This window comes from Marinimicrobium sp. ARAG 43.8 (assembly GCF_050113635.1).
GTDB lineage: Bacteria > Pseudomonadota > Gammaproteobacteria > Pseudomonadales > Cellvibrionaceae > Marinimicrobium.
Genome location: NZ_JBNJLT010000010.1, coordinates 31,966 through 53,538, shown reverse-complemented (window position 1 = coordinate 53,538; position 21,573 = coordinate 31,966). Strand labels below are relative to the sequence as shown.

At 55.9% G+C, this 21,573-nt stretch carries 16 protein-coding genes; 8 read left to right on the top strand and 8 right to left on the bottom strand.

Features of this window, described 5'->3' with window-relative positions:
* The first annotated feature begins 84 nt into the window (after positions 1-84).
* Positions 85-513, top strand: coding sequence for a c-type cytochrome (locus tag ACQCLF_RS15120; protein ID WP_426988776.1), 429 nt, complete (start codon positions 85-87; stop codon positions 511-513).
* Positions 514-563: 50 nt separating this feature from the next.
* On the opposite strand, the gene rep is transcribed toward ACQCLF_RS15120, so the two are convergent.
* Complete coding sequence (gene rep / locus ACQCLF_RS15115; RefSeq protein ID WP_426988774.1) at positions 564-2,573, bottom strand: DNA helicase Rep; 2,010 nt, start codon at positions 2,571-2,573, stop codon at positions 564-566.
* A 282-nt stretch (positions 2,574-2,855) separates the two neighbouring features.
* On the opposite strand from rep, the gene ACQCLF_RS15110 reads away from it, so the two are divergent.
* From ACQCLF_RS15110 to ACQCLF_RS15085, 6 genes are all read left to right on the top strand, one after another.
* A complete protein-coding gene (locus ACQCLF_RS15110; protein ID WP_426988772.1) occupies positions 2,856-4,556 on the top strand; it encodes a putative bifunctional diguanylate cyclase/phosphodiesterase in 1,701 nt (566 codons plus the stop codon).
* Positions 4,557-4,636: 80 nt separating this feature from the next.
* A complete protein-coding gene (locus ACQCLF_RS15105) occupies positions 4,637-4,882 on the top strand; it encodes an accessory factor UbiK family protein (protein ID WP_426988770.1) in 246 nt (81 codons plus the stop codon).
* A gap of 119 nt (positions 4,883-5,001) precedes the next feature.
* A complete protein-coding gene (locus ACQCLF_RS15100; protein ID WP_426988768.1) occupies positions 5,002-5,727 on the top strand; it encodes a hypothetical protein in 726 nt (241 codons plus the stop codon).
* Between the two features lie 654 nt (positions 5,728-6,381).
* Complete coding sequence (locus tag ACQCLF_RS15095; protein ID WP_426988766.1) at positions 6,382-6,957, top strand: hypothetical protein; 576 nt, start codon at positions 6,382-6,384, stop codon at positions 6,955-6,957.
* 55 nt (positions 6,958-7,012) lie between these two features.
* Entirely contained in the window at positions 7,013-7,534 is a 522-nt protein-coding gene (locus ACQCLF_RS15090) for a hypothetical protein (RefSeq protein ID WP_426988764.1), read from the top strand.
* Between the two features lie 94 nt (positions 7,535-7,628).
* Positions 7,629-9,137 carry a YifB family Mg chelatase-like AAA ATPase gene (locus ACQCLF_RS15085; protein ID WP_426988762.1) on the top strand — a complete coding sequence of 503 codons (1,509 nt, stop codon included), beginning with the start codon at positions 7,629-7,631 and terminating at the stop codon, positions 9,135-9,137.
* A 2-nt stretch (positions 9,138-9,139) separates the two neighbouring features.
* Here ACQCLF_RS15085 and ACQCLF_RS15080 read toward each other — a convergent pair whose 3' ends face one another.
* The 6 genes from ACQCLF_RS15080 to ACQCLF_RS15055 form a co-directional block, all read right to left on the bottom strand.
* The gene (locus ACQCLF_RS15080; RefSeq protein ID WP_426988760.1) at positions 9,140-9,745 is read right to left on the bottom strand and encodes an outer membrane beta-barrel protein; all 606 of its coding nucleotides are present in this window, start codon (positions 9,743-9,745) and stop codon (positions 9,140-9,142) included.
* A 38-nt stretch (positions 9,746-9,783) separates the two neighbouring features.
* Entirely contained in the window at positions 9,784-11,805 is a 2,022-nt protein-coding gene (locus ACQCLF_RS15075; protein ID WP_426988758.1) for a hypothetical protein, read from the bottom strand.
* 4 nt (positions 11,806-11,809) lie between these two features.
* On the bottom strand, positions 11,810-13,648 hold the full coding sequence (locus ACQCLF_RS15070; RefSeq protein WP_426988756.1) for a hypothetical protein: 1,839 nt from the start codon (positions 13,646-13,648) through the stop codon (positions 11,810-11,812).
* Positions 13,649-13,822: 174 nt separating this feature from the next.
* On the bottom strand, positions 13,823-15,829 hold the full coding sequence (locus tag ACQCLF_RS15065) for an AfsR/SARP family transcriptional regulator (RefSeq protein WP_426988754.1): 2,007 nt from the start codon (positions 15,827-15,829) through the stop codon (positions 13,823-13,825).
* Between the two features lie 242 nt (positions 15,830-16,071).
* Complete coding sequence (locus ACQCLF_RS15060) at positions 16,072-16,644, bottom strand: hypothetical protein (protein ID WP_426988752.1); 573 nt, start codon at positions 16,642-16,644, stop codon at positions 16,072-16,074.
* A 93-nt stretch (positions 16,645-16,737) separates the two neighbouring features.
* Positions 16,738-19,338 carry a hypothetical protein gene (locus ACQCLF_RS15055; RefSeq protein WP_426988750.1) on the bottom strand — a complete coding sequence of 867 codons (2,601 nt, stop codon included), beginning with the start codon at positions 19,336-19,338 and terminating at the stop codon, positions 16,738-16,740.
* 272 nt (positions 19,339-19,610) lie between these two features.
* Between ACQCLF_RS15055 and ACQCLF_RS15050 the strand changes: the two genes are divergently transcribed.
* The gene (locus tag ACQCLF_RS15050; protein WP_426988748.1) at positions 19,611-20,543 is read left to right on the top strand and encodes a response regulator transcription factor; all 933 of its coding nucleotides are present in this window, start codon (positions 19,611-19,613) and stop codon (positions 20,541-20,543) included.
* Here the strand turns inward: ACQCLF_RS15050 and ACQCLF_RS15045 are convergent, their stop codons facing one another.
* Positions 20,544-21,461, bottom strand: a complete 918-nt coding sequence (locus ACQCLF_RS15045; protein ID WP_426988746.1) for a LysR family transcriptional regulator — start codon at positions 21,459-21,461, stop codon at positions 20,544-20,546. It lies immediately after the preceding gene.
* Positions 21,462-21,573 lie beyond the last annotated feature (112 nt).

Here is a 21,573-nt window from a genome sequence, read left to right as displayed (position 1 = left end):
TTGTGGCTATAATGCGCCCTCGCGGCAAAGACCGCTCCCACTGTTTCCAAGAGGCACTGCCTCTGACAACGAGGACCAAGCACCGTGAGTCTAGTCAAAAAACGTATCGGCCTGTTGGTGGCTGTCAGCCTGGGTTTGCTTTCTGCGCTGGCCATTGCGCAATCCAACCAGGTCAACGAGGGCATTAAATCCCGCCTGGCGCCCGTCGGCGAAGTCTGTATGTCCGGTGACGATTGCGCGGCAGCGCCAGTGGCCAGCGCAAGTGACGAGCCTCGCTCCGGACAGGAAATCTACGACGCCCATTGCACCACCTGCCACGCCGCCGGTGTATCCGGCGCCCCGATCATGGGTGACGTCGACAGTTGGTCTTCGCACATCGAGAAAGGCACGGAAACCCTGTACGATCACGCGATCAACGGTTTCAACGCCATGCCCGCCATGGGCTTGTGTGGCAACTGCTCGGAAGACGAGATCAAGGCCACCGTGGATTACATGGTGGAAGAAAGCAGCTAAAAGCTAAAAGGAAAGCCGCTAAGCGGCATTCCTTGGCGGCAGCCTGCGGGTTAATCAAACATTCCCAGCAGGCTGTTCAGGGTTTCCTCGCCCTTCGCCACATTCTTCTCGGGGCTGTGCTCCCCAAAGCCCTCGTATTCAATGTCCTCCGGCGGCAATTCCTCCAGAAAACGGCTGGGCGTGGTTTCCGATACTTCCCCAAACTGCTTGCGCTTGTGGGCCAGCGTCATGGTCAGCGTTTTTTGCGCGCGGGTGATACCCACGTAGGTCAAGCGACGCTCTTCCTCAATGTTGTCATCTTCGATGCTGTTGCGGTGAGGCAGCAGATCTTCCTCCATGCCCACCATAAACACATGAGGAAACTCCAGCCCCTTGGAAGCATGCAGCGTCAGTAGCTGCACCTGATCCATGTCGTCCTCTTCCTCCTGCCGCTCCAGCAGATCGCGCAATACCAGCTTGGCGATCGCTTCCTTGATGGTGGTTTCTTCACCGTCCTCGTCCGGCTCCAGCGTGCGGCCCAGCGACTCCACCAGATACTGCACATTATCCCAACGTCGCTCGGCGGCCTTGGGTGTGCTGGCGTTCTGATGGAGCCACGCTTCGTAATCCATGTCTTCCAGCATTTCCCGAATCGCGCCAATCGGGCTGTCTCCCTCACAGCGCCGCACAATCCCCTGAATCCAGAGCGTGAAGCGGCGCAACCGTTCCAGCGCCTTTTCATTCAGCTGACTCTGCAGGCCCAGTTCCTCGACGGCACTGAACAGACCGATATGACGCTCAGTGGCGTAGCGTCCCAGGGTTTCCAGTGTACTGGTGCCAATCTGGCGGCGGGGGGTATTGATCACGCGCAGAAACGCGTTATCGTCGTCCGGATTGACCAGCAGCCGCAGGTAAGCCATCACATCCTTGATTTCGGTCTTTGAGAAGAACGACGAACCGCCGCTGATTTTGTAGGGAATCTGGTGCTGTTGCAGTTTGATTTCCAGCAGCCGGGCCTGGTGGTTGCCCCGATACAGTACGGCGTAGTCGCGGAAACGGCGCTGGTAGCGCAGCCGGCTGGTGAGAATTTCCGTGGCAACGCGCTCGGCTTCCGCCTCTTCATTGGCGCAACGCACCACCCGCAGCGGATCGCCCAGCCCCATTTCACTCCACAGCGCCTTGTCGAATTCGTGGGGGTTGTGGGCAATCAGATGGTTGGCCACTCGCAGGATGCGACTGGTAGAGCGGTAGTTCTGTTCGAGCTTGATCACCCGCAGCGCCGGGAAGTCTTCTTTGAGCAGGCTCATGTTCTCGGGCCGTGCCCCGCGCCAGGCATAGATGGACTGGTCGTCATCCCCCACCACGGTGAGCGAGCCACGGACGCCGACAATCTGCTTGACCAGAAGGTACTGGCTGGAGTTGGTATCCTGGTATTCGTCCACCAGCAAATAACGAATTCTGCGCTGCCAGCGGGCCAGAACCTCTGGCTCGCTTTGGAACAGCTGGACGGGGACCAGAATCAGGTCATCGAAATCCACCGCATTGTAGGCGCGCAGCGCCTGATTGTAGCGCTCATACACGCGAGCAATCGTTTGCTCACCCGGACTCTGGGCCAGTGCCATAACGGCTTCGGGGGCCGTCAGGTCGTTCTTCCAGTTGGAAATCTGGTGTTGAACCCGGTTGAGGTGATCGCTGTCCAGTTCACCATCTTTGAGCAATAATTCCTTGAGCAGCGCCCGGGCATCTTCGGCGTCAAATATCGAAAAACCGGGTTTGAAGCCCAGCGCTTTATACTCACGTCGAATGATGTTCAAGCCCAGGTTATGGAAGGTGGATACCGTGAGCCCCTTGGCGGCGGAACCACGCACCAGCGAGCTCACCCGCTCTTTCATTTCCCGGGCCGCCTTGTTGGTGAACGTCAGCGCCGCGATGTGGCGCGCCGGCAGGTCGCACTGCTCTATTAAATAGGCAATTTTGCGCGTGATGACGCTGGTTTTGCCACTGCCGGCCCCCGCCAGCACCAGACAGGGGCCGTCGATGTAATGTACGGCTTCTCTTTGACGAGGGTTGAGCTTGGGCACAGAACCTTACCTTTGGCGCCTCACGAGCGCACTGAATGCGGGGGAATGTCAGCGGGCCGGCATTGTAGCAGGGGCCGGAGCGCTTTCAAGGCAGCGGCCGGAAAGAGGTTTATTATGCGCGATAGGTGGTGTAAAGTCGCGACTTGGCACGGATTTCTTCTTGCTGTGTGATCCCGCCTAGCTTATCGGGACCGGCTGCCTGACGGCAGACCGGATCATGGCGTCAGGGTTGAGCGCAGTTGGCCCCATTGACGATGCCGAAGGAACAGTAGACTGTGGGCGATGGACAGAATCGTAAAGATCCTCTTTATTGACAGCGAAGAGGGCGAGTATTTATTACTGGCCGATTTGTTGTCGCAGATTCATCACACCGACTATCAGCTGGTTTGGCACAACCGGCTTGACGGCGCTTTGCCTGCCATTTTTGACGACGATTACGACCTGATCCTGCTGGATTACTTTTGGCGAGGCGACACTGCCCGCGATTTACTGACCGCCGCCAGAACCCAGGCCTGCACTACCCCCATTGTGGTCATGACCAGCGAGATGGAAACCGAGGTGGACCGCGAAGCCATACGCTCTGGCGCCGCCGACTACCTCATCAAAGGCCAGATCGATACCCAGCTGCTCGAACGCACTCTGCGCTACGCCATCGAGCGCAAGCGCACCGAGCAGCACCTGAGCCATTTGGCTCACTACGACAGCCTCACCGATATTCCCAATCGCATCCTGTTTCGCGACCGCCTGGAGCACGCCATCTTGCTGGCCGAGCGGGATCGCGGGCAATTCGCCCTGATGTTTATCGACCTGAACGGCTTCAAGCAGGTCAATGACAGTTTCGGGCACGACACCGGCGATACCATGATCCGGGTGTGTGCCGAGCGCCTCCAGGAATGTATGCGCAGCAGTGACTCCGTGGCCCGCATGGGCGGCGATGAATTCACCTTGCTTCTGGAAAACACAGACAGCGCCGCCGATATTGCACACATTGCCGAGAAAATCATTCAACGCATCGGCGCCCCCTACCATTTGGGCGGTTACGAGATGAGCATCGGGTGCAGCATCGGTATCGCCACCTTTCCGGATACCGGTCGCGACGCGGACACCCTGCTCAAAAACGCGGATACCGCCATGTATCAGGCTAAACAACAGGAAGGCAGCAGCTACCGCTTTTTTACCGAAGCCATGAACCGAGCGGTGCGCCAGCAGCTGCGCATGGAATCGGAGCTGCGCATGGCGATGAGAAACCAACAGCTCAGCCTGCAATATCAGCCCCGCATCGATCTGCAAACCGGCGCTATCGTCGCCATGGAAGCGCTGCTGCGCTGGCAACACCCCAAGCGGGGCTTGTTGGATGCCAAAGAGTTTATCAATGTGGCCGAGGATACCGACCTGATCAGCGAGGTAGGGTATTGGGTGGTTGAGCGAGCCTGCCGGGACTGGCGTAAATTGCAGGACGAGTGCCAGCTGGATCTGTTGATGGCGGTCAATCTGTCCGTGCGCCAGTTCCGGGATGAACAGCTGGTCCACCGGCTGGCGGGCATTCTCAAGGAGCTGTCGATTCCCGGCCATCACCTTGAGTTCGAACTGACCGAAACCAGCCTCATGGACAATCTGGAGCTGGTGAGCCTGTGCATGCGACCGCTGTCGCATCTGGGGCTGACGTTCTCTTTGGACCAGTTCGGCAGCGGCTGCTGTTCTTTCCTGCAGCTACAGCGCCTGCCCATTCGCTCGGTCAAAATCGACGCCCAGTTTCTCTCCGCTCTCAGTCACAGCGAGGAAGACCAGCGCCTGGTCCGGGCCATGATCAATCTGGCGCACAACCTCGACAAAACCGTGGTCGCCGAAAGTGTGGAGACCCAGGCTCAACGCGACTGGCTGCTGGAGGCCGGTTGCGATCAAATGCAGGGTTATCACTTCACCGCCCCCCAACCTCTCGACATGGTGTGCCGTACCATCAAGCAATGGCATGGGCTGGGCTGAGCGCCTGACAAACGCGCTTGGCAGCGTTACACTGGTTTGGTGTTCGCTGCCTGCCACCCAACCACGGACCCTATCGACGTATGATCAATGACTTCGCGCAAAAAGTATTTCAGGAAATCGACCGGCACGCACCGGCCCTGAAAGATCTCTTCCCCAAGCGGGAGCTACAGGCCGCCGTGCAATCCGCCCTGGGCAAAATGGATCTGGTTACCCGCGAGGAATTCGACGCCCAGACCGCGGTATTGCAGCGCACCCGTGAACGCCTGGAGCAATTGGAAAAACAGTTGGCCGAGATGGAACAGCGCGCGCAAAACCGGGACGTTTGAACGGGGTCACAGAACGCCCACCTCCCCATTGCCAGGATTTACCGCGATTGATAGCCTGAGCGACCGTTAACCTCAAGCCTACCTTTTTAACCTCAGGCTTATGCAAGGACGATATCGAAATGCTTTCGGACAAGGAAAAGTACGCTTTAAAAGAACACATCCAATCCAACCAGCACGACATTTTTGTGCTGTCGCTTGATGAAATGGATAGCATCGTCCAATCTTCCCCCAAAAGCCATCAGCCGCATATCATTTTAAAAGGGCATCCGGGGTTACGGCGTGTTCTAACCGGCACTAAATACGGCATAAAGAACCCAAAAGTCATCACCATGGGACTGGGCAAGGCAGGAGCAATACATGCCGCAAAGTCGGGAGGTATTCTGTCTGTTGTTCTGCTGTCTGCTTATCGAGTGGCGGATTATTTTTTTACCGATCAGGCCACCCTGAGTCAACTCATCGGCTCCCTGGCGACCGATGTTGTGAAAGTCGGCATTACGACAGGTGCATCCATTGCGGCGGCCTCCGCCACCGCTGCACTGGGTATCACCATAGCGATAGGACCTATTGCTGCGGTGATTCTGGTTGGAGTTGGCACATCTATGGCTTTGAGCGCTCTAGACGAGCAGTACGGAATAACTGAGCGAGTCATTGCAGGCCTCGACGATATCAGTGCAGGCATTGACGATAACATCGAAGCCGCCAAGCAGGGTGTCTATCAACAAATCAGTGAACTAACAGAGTCCATCTTTGACTACGCCGTTAACTCCGCAAAAACCTTGTTGATAGATACAGCACAACATACCATTAACGAGTTTCTTTCCGGAAGACCGAGACTGCAGCGATGATAAATCAACCTCCCTCTTCCGTTCTAGCTCGAACTCTCAGTATCACCTTTTTTTCAATAGGAACGCTATCTGCACTGGCGTGGTTTTTTGTCAGCTTAATTGGAGTGATAACGCTGTTTCGCTTAAATAAGCCCGTGATTACTTTTGATAAGGGCGCGATGTACATGCTTGGTGTTGGGCTTGGGCTTCTTCTGCTGACTATAACGGGATTCATACAAGGCGTGCTCAAAAGAGAATTATCCCATCGTGCAGAAATCTTATTCAAACGGGGAATAATTATTAGCGTAATGTTAATGCTTGTAACCCCACAACTGGCTCATTACCTGGTGGCCAACTCTGCGCAACAACGGCATTATGACATTTGCAAAGCCGCAAGTTACCGCTGGTTTTTATACAGTAAATTTTATTACACTCAGAACGAGATGACGTGTAATCAGCTCCTCGAAACACGATAGCCATCGTACGAGAGAAACGTTTTTAAATCTCAGATACCGCCAGCGCCTATCACCGCAAGGATCGCGAATGTCACTCGCCATCGTTTATTCACGCGCCAAACTCGACTTCCGGCGCACACCGGAAGATTGTGCTACTTTATTTATTACGTAGGAATTTTCTCTACGTGTGTCATTGGATCGATACTGAGGAGACATGAGCATGAACGCTTCAAAAATCTATTTCATTTTTATATTTTCCACTCTCTTTTCATTTTCTGTAATGGCATCCGATATAGCTTTATCACCCGACGCTCCGGATAGGCTTCCCAACAGTATTAATTTGGTCGACTCGACCGGTCAAGATATAGGCGCACCCTTTCCACCAACAAGCTTCTCTGCGAAACAAGATCAATCTCCTCAAGCAGCCTTGGCCAGTTGGTTCGCAGCAGGTAACGGACCCGGCACATTGGAGTACCAATATCAGCTCTACACCAGCTCTATAATGAGTGGCTCATTCGCGTCTGGATACATGACAAACATTACCTACAGTTGGTCGGGAACCTTCAATGGTTGGTCTGATACGATTGTTTACTTATTAGTTGTTGATCCTAGTGGCAATATTGTTGGTAATGCAGACGTTACTTCCAATACCTCTGGTAGTGTAAGCACACCCGTGAACACTTACCCAGCTGACTATCGCGTGGCATTCGGTTATATCGTAGACCGCTCTCCAAACCTAAGAATTTACAACGGCCCCTCCTTTGGTGCTGTCAATGTAACAGTCCAGTACCAATAGTTGGCTCAATCATTGCCTCTATCAATCTGAAAAACCTTTGATAGAGGCGATGGTTATGGAGATTGGCACTTCAAACAACATCCTTAGTCATATTAGGTCGGTAAAAGCGGCAACTGACCGGCCAGAAGTTGCCGCCCGACAACCAACTGAAACAAGGTCAGCTGGTGATAGCCCGGTACTGCTTACTGGCTACGATAATATCTTAGCACTTGGGCGGCTTGCGCTCGGCCCGTCGCAAGTCGAGTCCTGGGAATCCAAGGGCCTGGAAATAACAAACGAAACTCTGGAAGCCGCCTATGAAGCCTTTAACCAGGCTTTCAAAGCCTCTATGGATTCTCCTCGATCTGGCGGTATCTCTATAAATGCACATCAAATTGTAGCCGACCACCAAGCTGTGCCTGAATGGTTTCTACACGAACAGAAGTTACACCTGGAAGCGAATGAAGCTCCGGGTGCAAAAGCGACTTTTGCGCGTGGAGAATATTTTCATATTTCAGATACCGCCAGCACAGTGTCTCGCGCTCTTAAAGCATACAGCGACGTTCAGTTCGGCTTTTCCGGAAAGATCGACAGATGATTTTAAGAGAAAATGGAATCGGGTTCCTGTTGTTCTCCGTCGGCGTTGAGGTATAGTCGCCGTTAAGGATTTACTATCACCGCAAGGATCGCAAATGTCACTCGCCATTGTTTACTCCCGCGCCAAGCTCGGCGTTCAAGCCCCACTCGTTACCGTTGAGGTTCACCTCTCCAACGGGCTGCCCGCGTTGAATATGGTGGGCCTGCCGGAAACCGCCGTGAAGGAAAGCAAGGACCGGGTGCGCAGTGCGATTCTCAACAGTCATCTGGAATTCCCGGCCCGGCGCATTACGGTGAATCTGGCACCGGCGGATTTACCCAAGGAGGGCGGTCGATTTGACCTCCCCATCGCGCTGGGTATTTTGGCGGCTTCGGGTCAGCTTCCTGAGAATTGTCTAAAGGATGCGGAGTTTATGGGGGAGCTGGCGCTGTCCGGTCAACTGCGCCCGGTAACGGCCGCCCTGCCCGCCGCGCTGGCGGCGGGCGACGCTAAACGCTCGCTCATTATCAGTGCCGATAACGCCGACGAAGCCGCCCTGTGCGATACCACGGAAGTGCTTGCCGCGAAAAATCTGCTGAGCGTCTGCGCGCATCTGCACAAGCGCGAACGGCTGCCTCTGGCCGAGCCTTCTTTGGGCGCCGGAATGGACACCGCAACGCTGCTGGACTTGATGGATGTCAAAGGGCAGGCGCAAGCCAAGCGTGCGCTGGAGGTTGCCGCCAGTGGCGGCCACAATCTCTTGATGTATGGTCCGCCCGGCACCGGCAAAACCATGCTGGCCAGTCGGCTGCCCGGTATACTGCCACCGCTGTCATCACGGGAGAAATTGGAAGTCGCGGCGCTGTACTCGGTCGCCCCCGGCGCTCCCACTCACACCCATGCTGAACGGCCCTTTCGCGCCCCTCATCACACGGCCTCGGCCATTGCCCTGATCGGGGGAGGCTCCCACCCCAAACCCGGAGAGATCTCGCTGGCACACAGCGGCGTGCTATTTCTGGATGAGCTGCCCGAGTTTCACCGTCATGTGCTGGAAGTGTTGCGCGAGCCATTGGAGAGTGGTGAAGTCAATATTTCCCGAGCACGGGCGCAAGCCACCTACCCCGCCCGCTTTCAACTGGTGGCGGCGATGAATCCCTGCCCCTGCGGTTATCACGGATCCCCGGAGGGGGAATGTACCTGTACACCGGATCAGATCCGTCGCTACCGCGATAAGATTTCCGGGCCGTTATTGGATCGCATTGATATGCACGTTCCGGTGCGACTGCTCAAACGCGGAGAGTTGCAGGGCAAAGCGGCTGGCGAAGCCAGCGCTGCCGTTCGCGCTCGTGTGGTGAACGCCCGACAGCGCCAGCTCGACCGGCAAGGCAAAGCCAACCATCAACTGACCGTGCCGGAACTGGAGCGCCATTGCGCCTTAAGCAGCGCTAACCGTACGCTGCTTGAAGACGCGATTGAGACGCTGGGCTTATCCAGCCGCGCTTACCACCGCGTGTTAAAGGTGGCCAGAACCTTGGCAGATATGGCCGATAGCCCGACGCTGGACACCGTTCATATTAACGAAGCGCTGGGCTATCGGACATTGGATCGGCGCGGTCGCACTTAGCATCAGAAGTTAAGCCGCACACCCGCCTGCAGCAGGAATTCCGACGCATCGAATAAACGTGAGACATTGGCGTGTGCACCAAACCGATCAGAAAAATAGTAGGTGCCCTGGAGTCCAAGGAAAGTTTCGCTGGTATCACCAACCTTGATGTGCCGCAAATAGGCCCCGGCTTCCAGTGGTTCGGCAATCCGCATCCGACCACCACCTTCTATCTGAACGCCGGTTTCAGAGGCACTGGAGTTAAAGCTTTGGTCCGACCATTCATCGTAATAGGAAACTTCCACCTCGGCCCGCGCCACACCGGCTTCCCCGTACAAGTCGATAGTATCGTTCAGTGCAAACCGCATTCCCCCACGCACGGACAATACGTTTTGACTAAGCCCTTCATCTTCCAGTTCATCGTAGCTGCCTGCCACGTAAAACTGCTCATTGATTTGGTAGGAGCCACCCACCAGAAATCCATCAAAACTGCCATCACCGGTCATCGTTTGATAACCCAGGTCAGCATAACTGTAACTCAAGCTTTCGGCTTGTATTGCCATGGGTGCCATCACCATCGTCATGGTGATCAGACAGTTTGTTTTTCCCAGTACTTTACTCAACTTCACTGCATTTCTCCTGTTGATTATTGATTGAGGTTAACGGTTTATCCGTCGGAACCGGCAGGCTCATCATCGCTTTCATCTGGTGGCACCCACCAGACACCCCGGCAGCCATAATAGGTCTGCTCCGGTGGGCAGGCGGTAAACCAGAGATTGCCCGCCACATTGGTCAGCGTGTGCACAAGGTTCGGCTCACCCACGCCTTCTTCCGTGACAAAGAAGGTTTCCTGGCTTTCACCATCGATGTATATCAGGCGATTTTTATCTTCATTAGTCACCCACGCCCCTGATCCAACGGAAGCGGCAGTACGAGCTGACGGTTCCGGGGTAACGGTCAAGGTGGGCGCATCAAGCGCTACGCCTTCCAAGGTCACTGTATGGGGCGTCCCGTTATCCACCAGCCACCATTGCCGAGCCTCACTGGGGTCATCGTAGGGGGACAGCAACAGGAGCTGCTGATCCAGCGTTACTGAGGGATGGATAAAATCACTGTCACAGGAAAAGTTCTCGCTACTGATCAGCTGTGGAAGGGGACCAGCGGCATCCGTTTGTTCGTTGGCCACAAGAACTTTGCAATCCTGATGACTTTGGCTGTCACTGTTCCAGCGATCAGCCGCAAAGTAGATGCTGTCTCCCACCGAGTGTAACTGTACGGGATTGGCAAAACTTTCAGCGGTGTTGCTGGAGTCGAACAAACGTACCGGCGCCTGAGGTTCATCGGCGCTTATAGTCGTGCGCCATACCGTCCGGTTGCTGCCCGTTAAATCGTCCGCGATAAAATACAGATGATCGCCGTTTACGATCAGGTTATAGGGCTGTTGAACGCTGCTGGTTTCCCCGGCTATATGCCATGCAACCACGTCCCCATCATTTGGATGAATGCGGAATAATCCACGGTGGGTGCCATTCATTCCGGACAACCAGAGGAAGTCATTATCGTCCCGTGAATAACCCACCAAATACGGACCCGGTGAACCGCGGCTGACATCGAGACCTACCGCTATTCTTTCCGCACCGGCGGGCGCATCCTCATCCAGTTTGTAGAGCGCATTCTGTGAAGAGAAGAGCAACTGATCCCCGGCCTGGGTGATATCAAAGAAACGATAAACCCCGATGTCCTGCCCTGTTACCAGTAAGCGTGTACCCGCCTGGGTGCCATCGGTTACCCAGAGATCATTAACGGCTACACCATCCTGTGCTTTGAAGTAGCGCTTGCTGCCGACCAAGCGGCTCTCCCCGTTTTGACTATCGCCAAGAAACAGTTTTTGGTATGGGACGGTGTCTCCGTCTACGACTCTTTCAACGACGATTTCAAGAGGCGGGTTAGTGCCATCGCTCACAGTGAATGCCGAACGGCTTTCCGGTGTCTCGTAGTAGATAATGGCCTGGTCATCCAGCGCGACAATATCGCTCGGCATCGGGTCCAAACCGGTGACTTGAACCGCGTAATCGCCGGGATTATTGAGCGACGCCTCCGGGGTGGCGCTGACCAAAGGAGACAACGCCGGAGTAAAACCTTCCGCTGCCGCCTCGACACGAAGATAATAACGTTCGCCGTTGGTCAGACCATCAAGGGTGTAGGGACTGGTCACATCCGCCCGATAGTCGCTTCCTTCAAGGCCGGCACACTGATCAAGATCCTCCGGGACCGGTTCGCTGGCAAGACATAAATTAAAGATAACGTCTTGCGGATAAGCGGAATCGTTCCAGCTCAGGATAAGGCGACTATCCGCCGCTTCGCTCTCCAACACCAGCTCCGGTAAAACGTCCGGTGATTCGGGGTCAGGGTCTTCCGGTTGCGGCTCGCCCTCCGACGAGCCTGCACTGCTGGAGCTGCTACTGGTGCTAACAGACGCACTGCTGTTGCTTGCACTGCTGCTACTGTCGCTGCTTATGCTTTCACTACTTTGACTGTCACTGCTTTGGCTGTCACTGCTTTGGCTGCTGTTGGCACTTGAGCGACTGCTGGCAGGCTCGGGGCTATTGCTGCTGCCTCCGCAGCCAACCAGCATTAAACCCAGCAGAGCCACCCAGCCAATGTTGACGAGGGGTTTAGTCGTTTTCATCCGATTAAAACCCCTGCACCGGTCGTTGGTTGCCCTCTGCTTCGTCGAGGCTCTTGCGCAGCGAATTTTCTTCCCGCGTATTAACGTAATACACCTCTCTGTTGTCAGTATCCAGGTGCACTTGGATCAAGCGGTGCGGACCGGGTGCCAGACCGTACATGGCCACGTTTTCAGGCGCGTTGTCGAGTTCACCGAGCACCACCTTGCCGGCCTTGGGATCGGCAGCACTGACGGCCGCAATCTCTCGCTCGTTATTCCAGAGAAAGACTTCGCTCAGTTCGGTCATGTAACGAATGGCTTCACCGTTACCGCTCAGGGACGCGCCGATCCATTGCGCATCGACGATTTCCATTGAATCGCTGCCGTCAATCTTCATTGCTACGGCGTAGTCCCTGCCAATCGCATCCGGCCGGTTGTAGAAGATCCAGCCATCACGACTGCCCAGCACTTCGGTCTGGATGCCCAACCACGCCGCATCGCTGCTGTCGAGTTCCTGGCGATCACCGCCATCCGCCGCCCAGCTCACCACCGTATTACCCACGGAGGCGGCGACTCGACCATCACCTGTGATAACAAAGCCGGTATCAGCTCCCAGCGGCTCTTCGCTTTCCGCCAATACAGACCAGTTATCGTCTTCCACCCGATAAAGATCTTGCGGTTCGGTCAGGCTGTTGCCTATGCCGAAGTAGAGAACACCGCCTTGATGAGCAATGTGTCTCGTGGCGGGCATCATGGGTCCGGCGATCCCCTCGGGGAAAATCAGGGGATCGTTATTCTCGTCCAGTACCTGCACCACCTCGTCAAACGGCTGGGAGGTATCGTAACGCCATAAAGAGGCACCTTCAGAAACGCAGGGGCGTCCGACAACCCCTGTATCCACCAGCGTCTCAACAACCAGATACTGATGGCCATCACTCAATGGGCCACCCAAAGGCGCGGCGCTTTTTGCTTCCCTGTTGCCGGGCAACAAATTGCTATTGGCAAGAATAGGACTGCCATCGAGCGCCATAATATCTCTGCTCAACCGATAACCGTCACTACACTGCGTACCGCCATAGCTGCTGAGCACCAGGTAGCTCTGTCTGTCCGGTGAATCATTTTCTTCCATGGCGGCGATATGATAGAGCGTTCCGTTGCCACTCGACCCGCGTGCCTCGCCCGACCTAAAGGTCATGCGGATTCGCGCTTCAATGCCCGGCAAGCCATACACCACGGCCGCATGGTCTGAGTCGGCATAGTTCTGCCGAACCAGCGTTCCCGCCCCGGTAACCGCCGCGCCCAGGTAGGTTTCCGATGACACCCGCACCGCTTCAGGCGTGGTTGCCACTGCTGTACTCACGCGGGCAAAGCCTTCAGAGGTTTCATCACCCTCGTGCCGGTTATGCAAAAACAGCACGTCCGCAACGCGATAGTGGGTGACGCTGCCATCATTCGGATCAATATCGGCTTCGTAGAGCGACGTATAGTGTGTGCGGCCCATATCGTCGCCTTGCGCTGATTGCTGAGTATCCAGCGGCAAAGCGGTCGCAATGTCGGGAGTGGCCGGGTCAATGGCGTATAAAGTTGAACGATACTGTGTTTGCCCGGTGTCCGGGTTCTCACCCGTTTCGTAGGAGTGGCTGAAGTACAGCAGATCCTGATTGTCTGCATCGCCATTCAGGCCGGACAGGTTATTGTTCGAGTCGCTGCTGCTGGAGCGACTGCTTGAACTGATCGAGTCGCTGCTTGAGGAGCTGCTGGCGCTGCCTGGATCACTGCTGCTGGAACCTCCAACCGGGGGCGGCTCACTGCCACCACCACTACCACCACCGCAGGCAGCGATAGTGGCACTTAACAAAAGCATTGCTACATTTTTTACTGTTTTACCGTACAGAATCATGACGTCATACCCTTTTTTTGGATTTCGTTATTTATGCTTGGCCGCATACGGGAACCATGACGCAGCGCGCCTTACATTCTTCTTACCGCCTCACAGATAGAAAATGGTTTGTGATCAACAGCACAGAGGAGAGGACAATTACTGTGGTTTTACTTTATGCAGCCACGGTTCCACCAGTTCCCGTGTCGTGGGCGACACTCCGCCGGGCGAGTCGGCCAAGGTGTCGTTACAGCGTTGCCAGGCGTTCAAGGCGGCGCTGTGCAGTGCCTGCTGAACGTAGCCGCGAATTAATACCTGCCAGGCTTTTTCATTGCCAGGCACCGCCTCAACCAAGCGCTCAAGGTAACGTTGTGACTGCTCATCGGATTGCCCCTTCAGCAAGTCCAGCACGCTTTCCACCAACCGACGTTGAAGGTGATGGACGGGAAGCATCACCCTGACCCGCTCGGGCAACGTCGTCACGTTATGCAGCGCCGTCAACAACGCGGGGACATCCGCTGAAGAGGGATTTTTGAGCGTCTCACGCAATAACCGATAATCCACTCGACACAAACGGGGGTTGAGCGCCAGAGCCCCGGGGCGAGTCAGCACCATGGCTTCGCTACCCAGTTGTTTGCGCAGGCGGTGTATCGCGGTGTCCAGCGCGCGCTCGGCCCGGTCACCTTCAGCATCCGGCCACAATTGATCTAACAGTTGAGTACGGTCCACCCACTGTTGGCTCCGCCCCAGCGCGGCCAACGCCACCAGCAGTGCTTCCTGCCTGGCTCCCAGCTCAACGCGCTCTCCATCCAGACGGATATCCGGAATACCCAGCACGTCTACGGTCAGCGGCCAATACCAATCATGAACACCTTCGGGGGGTTGTAGCCTTCGCTGGCGAATCAGCCACAGTACATAGTCGCGCTCGATGCCATGCGACAACGCCTGAGCGCACAACTGCGCCATGGGTTCACCGCGCCACCAGGGGAAATTTAAATAATGTTGTTCGCGCCCCACCGCCAGGGTTCGAGCCAACACCTTGAGGCCACGACCGCGCATATCGAGTTTGAAACAAAGCTGGGCCTGGGCAAGCCCACGGGCAAATTTTATGGCGGGGTTGCCCGGCATTTTGCGCAACACTCTGCGAGCCTTCGCGATGTGTCGCAGCGCTTGTCCGCGCTGGCGTTGTTCCATTAACACTTGAGCCAGGCCCATGTGGGTGACCGCGATGGGGAAACGCGCCCCGGAGCATTCCGCCAGCCGAACGGATTCGTGCGCGTGGGTCAAAGCAAATTTCTGCTCATCCTGTACCAGGCTGTACCATGCATACAGATAGTGATAGCCCGAACGATCCAGGTAATCTTCCGGCTGAGCTGCCCGCTCCATTCGCTCCAGCCATTCTTTGGCTTCCACCAGGTTTGCCATACTGAGCGCGAGAAAGCCGCCCTGCATGTACAGGTGGGAATCCCAGAAGTGTTGGCCAGTCTGCCGGGCCAGTGCCAGCCCTGCATCAATTTCACGGTGGCAGCCGTCATTATCTATAAACAGACGCAAGCTCATGGCGCTCATAGAATGACAGAGCAGACGGACACTGACACTGTCACACTGCTCCCGCAGTGGAACAAGCTGTCGGCGTAACATGTCCGCGCCGAGCAGATCGCCATTCCAAATGCGATACAACAGCAAGTAATTGCCGCTTTCCAGGCGCAAGACCACATCTCCGCTGCTGTGTAACAGCTTGAGTGCTGAGTCTGCCCAGCGAGCGGTATCCGGATTAGGCAAGTCTCGAAATACCAGCGCACCAAAACAGACCGTATCGATATGCTGCAACACCACACCTGGGGCACTGAGTGCGTCACGTTTTTTTGCAAAGAATTCCAGAAAAATATCGAGTCTGGCAAAGCAGGATAACGAGTGGATTCGACCCCGGATCGCAATCACCAGCGCCAGCCAGGGAGCCAGACCGGTTTCGTTTTTCACAACCGAAAATACGGCTTCAGCCAGATCGGCAGCCCGGTGCGGCTCTGTTTCGAGCAAGCGCAAGGCGCTTAAAAGGGATTCCAACTGGGCAGGGGGCAGATTGTCGAATGCGCTCCGCCAGGGCTCCGGAATCCGAGTCATATCACGCTGCACGAAACGGCCGTCCATGACCTGTGCTGTTTTCATTTTTGTTCTCCCTTCATTGACCCTGCGCACTTCTTGCGGGCAATCCCGTGTGAGGCGAACTTGAGTGGTGACTTTCGATGCCCTCCAGCTTATGGGATCAACGCCGACATCGTTATCCTGCAAATGCACGACAACAAAAGGCGTGGCGCGCACCTGGCATGCGTCACCTCGCCGATAGAAGGAAAGTTCCGGGAAAGTCGAATCGTGAAGTCAATTTGAGTAACGTGTAAGGTGCTGCGCGATTACTCGGTGTCAAACAGGGTTTGCAATGGTTTTAGTCTGGCGCGAACGGCCGCTTTGTCGGCGGCTGACACGCCGTGGGTGAACGTTTCCAGCGTCTGTGTGGCCGCACCCATTTGCTGACGAATTTGCGCTTTTTGGGCCTCGCTCAAGTGAGGATTGCTGTCCAGTTGCGCCAACGCCTGGCGCATTTCCTGATCCAGCTCTCCTATACCACCCTGCTCCTCCATTTGGAGTGCCCCAAAAGCCCGACCAATTTGCAGGTAAGTGGCTGCCCAGGCCTCACCGCTGGAAAAGCCGTTTTGTCGGAGAATGGCCATGGCCTCCGGGTAACGCTCCACTTCTTCCGCCAGTCGTGCCTGAAGCTGTTGCTGCATGGCGAGAATATCGCCACCCAATTCGCCGTCATTCATGTCCAAGGCACCGCTATTGGGCCAGTCGGCTTCCTGGTTCTCAAAGGCGGTTAACGTCGCTATCCAGCGGTCGATCACGGCCGGGCTTAAATCTTTGGCCAGAGCCGGTGTACTGCACAGCACTGACAAGAGGGTCAGGAAGATGATCGTTACTTTTTGCATAAATGTTCTCCTTTAAAAGTCCTCTCTATCAAAGCATTCTCTATCTATTAGATTTCGTTCCCAGGGCGAACCCCGGGAACGAGAAGCGAGGTGTCAATCCAGCAGTTCTCCTTCGGTATCAAACGCGGCCAAACGTCCTTTCAGGGTGGTGCCAGTGCCACCATTCCCTGCCGCGGTGAACTGCCCTCCCGCATAGATGACCCCTTCATCAACCACTAGGTTTTCTACGCCGCTATTTGCACCGGGGTTCCAGTCGGTCAGGTCGCCGTCCTTCTCATAGGCGGACAGGCGCGAGCGCGCTTCTCCATCGGCACTGGTGAAAAGACCACCGATATACAGTACGCCATCACCCATCACCAACGTTTTCACAAGGCTATTAAGTACTGGACTCCAGCCAGTCAACCCAAAATCCATATCAAACGCCGCCAGGTAGGCCCGGCCTGTTCCGTCGATTTGAGTAAAGCCTCCACCGACATACAACACCCCACTGCCTGCCCCACCGCTGTAGTCGACAGCCAGGGTATTCACCGTTCCGTTAAACGACGGGTTCCAAGAGGTCAGACTGCCTGATGATGCAAGCAAAGCTGCCAGGCGGTTTCGTTCCTGCCCATTCATTTCGGTAAAAGCGCCACCCGCGACAATCCAGCTCTCCTGCAGATCCACATGGGCCAGGGACCATACCGTGCTATTAGCCTCTGGGCTCCAACCAGTGACATTGCCGCCCAGATCAAACGCCGCCAAGCGGTTACGTGGTTCGCCGCCTGCCTCGGTGAAATCTCCCCCGGCATAAATCACATCATCGACAACAAGCAGCGCGTTCACTGAAGATGCACTAGGGTTCCAGTCGGTCAGGGTGAGGTCGTCGGTCTTGAAGGCGGCAAGGCCGACGCGCTGTTCGTCGTTAACGTAACCAAAAGAACCACCGATATACAGCACCCCATCGGCGTGGGCCAAGGCTCTCACTTCACCATTCGGGTTCGGATTCCAGTCTGTCAGCGTCCCGTCGGGTGCGAACGCGACCAAGCGAGCCGACCTGGCGGCTCTGCCCGCACCAACGGTACTAAACTCCCCCCCAACATAGACCGCATTTCTGGCAACGGACAGACTGCTCACCGGACCCTTGACCTCGGGGTTCCAGTCAGTCCGATTACCCTCGGTATCAAAGGCCGCCAGATACGTTGAACTAAAGCTCGCCCCAACATAAATAACCCCACCAGAAACCGCTAACGTATTAACTACGAAGGCTCCACCAGGCGCCCAACCGGTCAGACTGCCGTCGGCATCAAAGGCCGCCAGGTAACCACGTGCCTCACCACCTGCCTCGGTAAAGCGCCCTCCGGCATAGATCACACCCTCGGCAACCGCCAGGCTGTTCACTGTGCTATTGGCATCGGGATTCCAATCGGTCAGGTTACCGTCAGCATCAAAGGCCGCCAAGCGATTACGCGCTTCGCCGCCTGCCTCGGTGAACTGTCCTCCGGCATAGATCACACCTTCGGCTATCGCCAGGCTGTTCACTCTGTTATTCGCACCAGGGTTCCAGCCAGCCAGGTTGCCGTCAGCATCAAAGGCCGCCAGGTAACCACGCGCTTCGCCACCTGCCTCAGTGAACTGTCCTCCGGCATAGATCACACCCTCGGCAACCACCAGGCTGTTCACTGTGTTATTCGCACCAGGGTTCCAGCCAGCCAGGTTACCGTCAGTATCAAAGGCCGCCAGGTGATTACGCGCTTCGCCACTCGCCCCGAGGAAGTTTCCTCCGGCATAAATCACCCCGTCGAAGATTGCCAGGCTATATACGCTACCAACGCCTGTCGTTGTACCGGTGACCCCAGGGTTCCAATCGGTCAGTCGACCGCTGCTATCTATATGTGCCAGCCCCAGTCGCTCTTGCTCGCCAACTTGGGTAAAACGACCGCCGATATACCAGCCCCCTTCGCTGTCTGGCGTCGATGCCAGCACCTCGCCGTTCACCGGCGGAAATGCCAGAGCATGGGGCGCATTCATCTCGGTGGACAAGCCCACACCGTGGCCGGTCACCAGGCTGATTTCAGTAAAGCTGCCTGCCACGTAGCGGGTGCCATCATCACCGATGGCCTGGGCTGTGACCCTATTGTTTGCCCCGGCAACGCCCCAGCCGCCTGTGGCAAAGCTGGTCCAGCCCAGAGGGGTGTTGTTATCTTCCACCAGAGCCACGTAAACCGGCTCGCCGGGCACCAGGTCGTTCAGTACATAGGGCGAGCTGACCCCCTGCTCTAGTGTGGCGCCGTAGCTGGCGTAGTTATGAAGGTCGGTTTCCGGGTTCTGGCTGATGTAGAGGTTATAGCTTTCACCCGTGGCCCAGTGGATTTCCGCTGTGGTCGGGCTTTGCCGCTCAACGGTGATCACATCACCCTGATGGGGTTTTTCCAGCCAAGGGGTGAAGGCCGCCGAGCTTGCATCGCTTGAATCACTGCTGCTGGATTGGCTGCTCTCGCTGCTGGAAGAACTGCTGCTGGCGCTGCCTGGATTACTGCTGTCGCTGGACTGACTGCTCTCGCTACTGGAAGAGCGGCTACTGGCACTGCCTGTATCGCTACTGCTCCTGGAGCTGCTGCCGGGCGAGGGATCACTCCCGCCGCCACCGCCACCGCAGGCGACAAGAGCCGCACTGAGCAGCATGACCGGCACACACTTTATTAATTTACTGGACATATTCATGGCCTCACACTCCATTGAGAGTCGCACCCCCTTTACACTGCGGGCTGGCAACCTCTGTATTTATTCAGTTTCGTTATTGATGCCCGGCCTTGTCAGACTCATTGCTTGGCCGCGCAGGAGAAACCATGCCGCAAACGACCTTACATCCCTCTTACAACGTCACGAATAACGGGGTTTTTGTATGGACAATGGGAGCGACTTCCCAAAACTCAGCGCCGCACCTGTGATAGATTAGGGGCTGTCCGAAGAAAGCGCATTTTCCCGCTATGCCTAAAAAAATAAGTGACTTTATTCTTTCCGTGCACGATGCCAGCATGCATCTCTCCCCAATGGACTTTCACCGCTGGACGCTAAAGGAAATTCGGCGGTATATCGATTTCGACTTCGCTATCTGGGGGGCAGGCGACGGCCAAAGCCGTCAGCTCAGCCAGGCCACGATTCTTGACCAGACCGATACGCTTTTTGAAACCTGGGAAGCGGTAAAGGAAGAGGATCCGTTCGCCAATCTGGTGATTGGCAACACCGGTAAGACCTGGTCTATCGAACAACTTCCCGACTTTCACGAAAGCCGCGCTTACCATGAACACTGGGGCCGGTACTATGCCCGGCAGATGATTTCGACCATGGAAGTTGACGATCGTACGGGTTTACATATTTTTGTAACGTTAGCGCGGGAACAACAGGAATCGATATTTACTCCCCAGCACATGCAAATGAAAAGCCTGATTACTCAGCATCTTTTTCTGGCTGCACGCCATAATGATATGCACAGCTTGCGCACCCATCAGGCACCGGCAGCGCTCGTGGATCGACACGGCATTTTGCACGCGGCTTTACCCAATATGACCGTTCTGCTTGCCGATGAGTGGGGCGGCGCTGCTACGCGACGTTTGCCCGAAAACGTCACTTACGCCCTGTGGCGCAGAGGACACTATCAAAACGGCCGCCATTTGGCGCTCAATGCAGAGCGGGTTGGTCAGCGCTTATTGATCCGGGCCGCTTTAGTGCCAACGGCGGTATTAAGCGAAAGGGAAAAAGAAGTCGCCTGGATTTATGCGGCGGGAAGCAGCCATAAAGAAGTCGCAAAAACGCTGGGCATTTCACCCACCACGGTACGGACGCATTTGGCCCGGGTTTATCAAAAACTGGGAATTTCCGATAAAGGCTCCCTGGCTATCTGGTTGAAAGATCATGTCTAATTACACCGCTTTCGGCAGCCCTTCGGAAACCTCTGCAAACCACGCCTGCAAGCGGTCAATTACCGCCCGGGTTTTCGCCGGCATGGTTTCCCGGCTTGGCGCCACGGCGTAGACGCTGTAGCTCGGCGGCTGCCAGTCCGGCAGCAACTGGATCAGCCGACCGGCTTTGAGGTCGTCCTGAATTTCCGGCTCTGGCAGCAGCGCATACCCCACGGCGTCCTGAATCAGGCGAATCACCACCTGCATGTTATTAATCACCATCCGGGGCCGAGGCAGCCCCAGAGTTTCCCGTCCTTCCGGCGACACCATGACCGACTCTATCTGTCGTTCCCGAATATGGCCAATGTAACCATCGTCGGGTAGGTCTGTCGGTGAGCGTACCTCTCGCTGTGCAAGGGGGTGCTTCGGCGCCACACACAACACCATGCGCCAATCCACCAAATGCCTCGCCACCAGGGAAGAGTCGGCAAGGGGTCCAATCCGCAATGCCAGATCGGCTCCGGCCCGAATCAGATTGGGCGGCTCGTCCGTAAAGGTCATCTCCAACCGCAGCTTGGGGAAATCCTCCAGCAGCCCCTTCATGGGTTCGCTCATCAACCCACCCCCAAACCCCACCGGAGCAATGATTTTGAGCTTACCCGACGGGGTTTTTTGCAGCGCTTCAATATCCTCTTGAGCCTGCTCTGCCGTCGCCAGAATAGTTCTGCAACTCTGGTACTGAACGCGCCCGGCTTCGGTGAGGCTGAGCTGGCGGGTATTGCGGTTGAACAGGCTCAACCCCAAGTCGCGCTCCAGTTTTTGCAGCTGCTGACTCACTGCCGAGGTGGTCATGTGCAACTCCTCGGCCGCCGCGCTCATGCGCCCTAATTCCACGGTGCGGGTAAACACCTTGAGAGAGCGCATCAATTTACTGTGCATGACGTTTAAGTACTCCTTAAAGCAGTTTACAGACACTCACCCTTGCTTGGAGGGTGACACATCATTACCTTTTGCAATGAAAACAATTCTCATTTGAAAGATCATTCGCATC

Coding starts and splice junctions, on each gene's coding strand:
- ACQCLF_RS15110 (WP_426988772.1), top strand. CDS start 2,856: ATGGACAGAATCGTAAAGATCCTCTTTATTGACAGCGAAGAGGGCGAG.
- ACQCLF_RS15105 (WP_426988770.1), top strand. CDS start 4,637: ATGATCAATGACTTCGCGCAAAAAGTATTTCAGGAAATCGACCGGCAC.
- ACQCLF_RS15100 (WP_426988768.1), top strand. CDS start 5,002: ATGCTTTCGGACAAGGAAAAGTACGCTTTAAAAGAACACATCCAATCC.
- ACQCLF_RS15095 (WP_426988766.1), top strand. CDS start 6,382: ATGAACGCTTCAAAAATCTATTTCATTTTTATATTTTCCACTCTCTTT.
- ACQCLF_RS15090 (WP_426988764.1), top strand. CDS start 7,013: ATGGAGATTGGCACTTCAAACAACATCCTTAGTCATATTAGGTCGGTA.
- ACQCLF_RS15085 (WP_426988762.1), top strand. CDS start 7,629: ATGTCACTCGCCATTGTTTACTCCCGCGCCAAGCTCGGCGTTCAAGCC.
- ACQCLF_RS15075 (WP_426988758.1), bottom strand. CDS start 11,805: ATGAAAACGACTAAACCCCTCGTCAACATTGGCTGGGTGGCTCTGCTG.
- ACQCLF_RS15070 (WP_426988756.1), bottom strand. CDS start 13,648: ATGCTTTTGTTAAGTGCCACTATCGCTGCCTGCGGTGGTGGTAGTGGT.
- ACQCLF_RS15065 (WP_426988754.1), bottom strand. CDS start 15,829: ATGAAAACAGCACAGGTCATGGACGGCCGTTTCGTGCAGCGTGATATG.
- ACQCLF_RS15060 (WP_426988752.1), bottom strand. CDS start 16,644: ATGCAAAAAGTAACGATCATCTTCCTGACCCTCTTGTCAGTGCTGTGC.
- ACQCLF_RS15055 (WP_426988750.1), bottom strand. CDS start 19,338: ATGTCCAGTAAATTAATAAAGTGTGTGCCGGTCATGCTGCTCAGTGCG.
- ACQCLF_RS15050 (WP_426988748.1), top strand. CDS start 19,611: ATGCCTAAAAAAATAAGTGACTTTATTCTTTCCGTGCACGATGCCAGC.
- ACQCLF_RS15045 (WP_426988746.1), bottom strand. CDS start 21,461: ATGCACAGTAAATTGATGCGCTCTCTCAAGGTGTTTACCCGCACCGTG.